Below are 3,720 nucleotides of genomic sequence, written 5' to 3' on the forward strand. Positions count from 1 at the left end.
CTTCGGCTCTGAATGACACGCTTTGCGTGTATGGGCTTGCATCCCATGCCCGCTTTTGACACGTTATGCGTGTATGGGCTTGCAGCCCAGTCCACTTTTGACTTGCTTATGGTGTCTGGGACTGTGCCCATGCCCCCTTTGGATAACACCTAACCAACCGCCAACCGACAACCCCACCCCAACGCGCCGTAGCCTCGGCGTAGGAGTGTCATTCAGAGCGGAGCGTGGAATCTGTCTGGGTAACGGCCTTACGCTATTATAAAACCCCAAACCCCTTCGATATACGCCGCTTCGCACCGCTACAAGCGATCGCGGAGCCCATCAGGCCATATCGAAGGGTGAATTCCAGACAGATTCCACGCCTTCGGCTCTGAATGACACGCTTTGCGTGTATGGGCTTGCATCCCATGCCCGCTTATTGACGCGTTATGCGTGTAGGGGCTTGTGCTCATGCCCCCCCCTTGGGATTACACCAAACCAACCGCCAACCGACAACCCCACCCCAACGCGCCGTAGCCTCGGCGTAGGAGTGTCATTCAGAGCGGAGCGTGGAATCTGTCTGGAATGTTTTTCGAGGAGGTTGCTTCGGCACAATCATCCTTTCAATGACACGGAAGGAATGTTAATGACCTTCTGTCTGGTAGCATAGAAAATGCTGAAAACAGGGTTCAGTGACCGGCATTAATGCTAGGTTTATCACATGGACAGTGATAATACAGTTATGTTCCTCTTGGCAAAGAAGCATAACTGTTGTATAATAGGAACGGCACACTTTCGGTGCAACAGGTTTTCAATTAAACTATCGTAAAATCGATAAGGAGTTTTAAATGAAGAGAACGTTTTTATTAGTCGCGCTGCTAGCGATATTTGGTAGCGCGTTTTCGGCTGTATCTGTCTACGTTGTAGATAATAGCAAGACTATCTACTCATATACTGACGTTTCAGGTGGTGGCGCGTCGACTGTGACTACCGCACTAAGTTTCAACGGCAGAGGAATCGATCTGTACAATGGCGTCTTGACCGTTACCATAGGTGATAAAAGACCACAAACCTGGCTCAATGTTAATGCGACAACTGGCAGCGAAGTTGTTATTAGCCTAGGTAACTGCCGTATGTGGGCGTCTGTTGTCGACCAAGCAACGGGTGAACTCTATGCGAGCATGGACAACAGTAATAGCTATGCTTGCAGGTATGCTGACATACTTGGTAATTCCCTAGTTCAAGCGACTAGAGATGTCGAGCAAGGTTATGATCCCGGTGGTGATGCTGCGATCAACGGCAGCAAAGCCTTCTTTACATCCTATGGCGGAAATTCATCGGGTCGGTATCTCTGGAGTCTTCCTTTGGGATTTGCCAGTGGCACCGTAGGCGTTGCAGAATTTGATGCTAACCCTTACGGGAATAGTCTTAGCGGTATCGCCTTTGACGGTGCCGGTAACGTCTATCTCGGCGTGAATAACAACAGTGTTATCAAGTTGAACTCGAGCTTTGTTTATCAGAGTACAATCGTCACAGGCCTAAGCAACGTCAAGGACGTCGATTTCTTTGGCGGCGAACTTTTTGTTTGCAATAGCCTTGGCGTTAGCGTTTATAGTACTGCCGGTGCCTTTAGCCGAACCTTCGGCCCCACAAACGCTACTGGTCTCGTGATTGGCGGCGTCGCGGCTCCCCCGACAACCGTGGACTTTGTCTGTACGGTCACCCTGGTGGATTGGAATGGCGCAAGCTTGCCGACCGTGACCGTAACCGTTGATGGCGGAACACCTGTGGTCAAGACCCTCACTGGCAGCGGTTCGAGCGGAACCTTTACCCTTAGCTTAACTCCTGTTTCGCACGATATCAAAGTGAAGGCTGTCAAGTCTTTGAGCCAAACGGTAACCGGCTCGGGCACCACACCAGCCTTCATGCTGCAGTGCGGCGATACCAATGATGACAACAAGATTGATGACTTGGACTTCCTTAGTGTCATCGGCAACTTCGGATCAACCGATCCTGTGCTTAAGCTCATTGGCGACGGCAATGGCGACGATAAAACGGATGACTTAGACTTCCTTAATGTCATCGGTAAATTCGGAACCTCCGGCACGTAAGCCGTCTTACTCTCAAAAACAAATAAGCCGGTCAGGGAAACCTGACCGGCTTATTTTATTTGCAACGCCACATGAGAAGAAGCACGCAATAACCCACGTAGAAATACCAGTTTTATTAATGAGTGAGTTCAAAATGAACCTAAGGACAAAAATAGCAAAAAAAGTATTTGGGGTTTTGCAATTTGTTTGATATAATGAAATAAGTGATGAGCCTTAGCTTTTATTACCTGGAAGTAGTAGTGCCCGGTTATAGAAGCTAAGGCTCATTGTTAGAACAAAAATTTTCAGATGAAGGAGCTTTTGCAAATGCTTAGAAACCTTTTTTTGGCTCTTACTTTGATTGTTGTTGTGACATCCCTTAGTTACGCAACTAATAAGTATACAGGTCTCTCTGAATCGACACTTAATGTTTATGTAGCAAATGGGTTGGATGCATTCTATGAACCGCGTGATCTAATACGTAAATATGATGCATTCGGTAATCTGCTTGTGCAATTTCCTGCTTCCGGATTCGATATAACAAGCGGCGCTGTTATTGGAGCTGACTGTTATCATGGGATGTCAGTGACCCCTGACGAGCAATGGATTTTAGCTGGCGATGGCCAGTTTACTGCCGGACTTCTTTGGCCTTGGTATAAGAGCTGGGGACTGGATGCTACTCCCGGCGCGTTAAATTCTCGGAGTTCTTTTCCCATGTATCAAAGGGGAGCTGGAGTTGCAGGTTTTAACGCCTATAATGACGGTTATAACCCGGGGAACAATGTTTTCCTCATTCATCCTTGGGCGGTAGCGAATGACTGGGACACTGGCAACACCGCCTATATCATGGGGAGAGGCTATTGGGATGGAGCCGTTAATATTTGGCGCACGGATACCAACGGCGCTTATACCGGCGGCACTGCTTATGTCGTTGCTGTTGCTCAATTCACTGGCATTCATGCCAATCCCTTAGGCTATATTACGGTTGAAGGTCAATACATATACGGAACTTGCGGCTATATAGATCCCGGTGGTGTTTACAGGATCGACAAGAACTTCCAAGATCAATCAATCATCAGTTGGTTTATTGATTCTAATGACTCTAAGTATGCGAATGATAATTTCTCCGGTACTACCGATTGGCGCGGGCTCGCTTTTGACCAGCAAGGCAACCTATACGTAGAATATTCGAAATCTGGTTCTTGGGCCATCGCTAAATTCGACTCAAGCGGTAATGTCATCAACGATGAGCTCATCACTTTTTACGGCACGGTTTATGATGGATGGGATTCAACCGGAGGCCAAATGGGTGATCTTAAGTGCGCAGCAGATAGGTTGTTTGTGGCTGGTAGTAATGGTGTAATGGTTTTTGATCTGAACGGTAATTATCTCCGTCAGTTCGGATCTTCAACTGCCCAAACTGGTGGAATGCGTACAATTGACGTTATGGGACCTGTCTCCTCAGGCAACGTGGACTTTGTCTGCACGGTCACCCTGGTGGATTGGAATGGCGCAAGCTTGCCGACAGTGACCGTAACCGTTGATGGCGGAACACCTGTGGTCAAGACCCTTACGGGCAGCGGTTCGAGCGGTAGCTTTACCCTTAGCTTAACTCCTGTTTCGCACGATATCAAAGTGAAGGCTGTCAAGT

The 3,720-nt window shown here is 48.1% G+C and carries 2 protein-coding genes; both read left to right on the forward strand.

Translation table 11 applies throughout. The features are described 5' to 3' along the window. Nucleotides 1-827: 827 nt before the first annotated feature. Entirely contained in the window at nt 828-2,090 is a 1,263-nt protein-coding gene (locus WCO51_10970) for a hypothetical protein (GenBank protein MEI6513775.1), read from the forward strand. 306 nt (nt 2,091-2,396) lie between these two features. Next, the coding region (locus tag WCO51_10975) for a hypothetical protein (protein MEI6513776.1) at nt 2,397-3,720 on the forward strand (1,324 nt) is incomplete at its 3' end.

This window comes from bacterium (assembly GCA_037131655.1).
In the GTDB taxonomy this organism is placed as follows: domain Bacteria; phylum Armatimonadota; class Fimbriimonadia; order Fimbriimonadales; family JBAXQP01; genus JBAXQP01.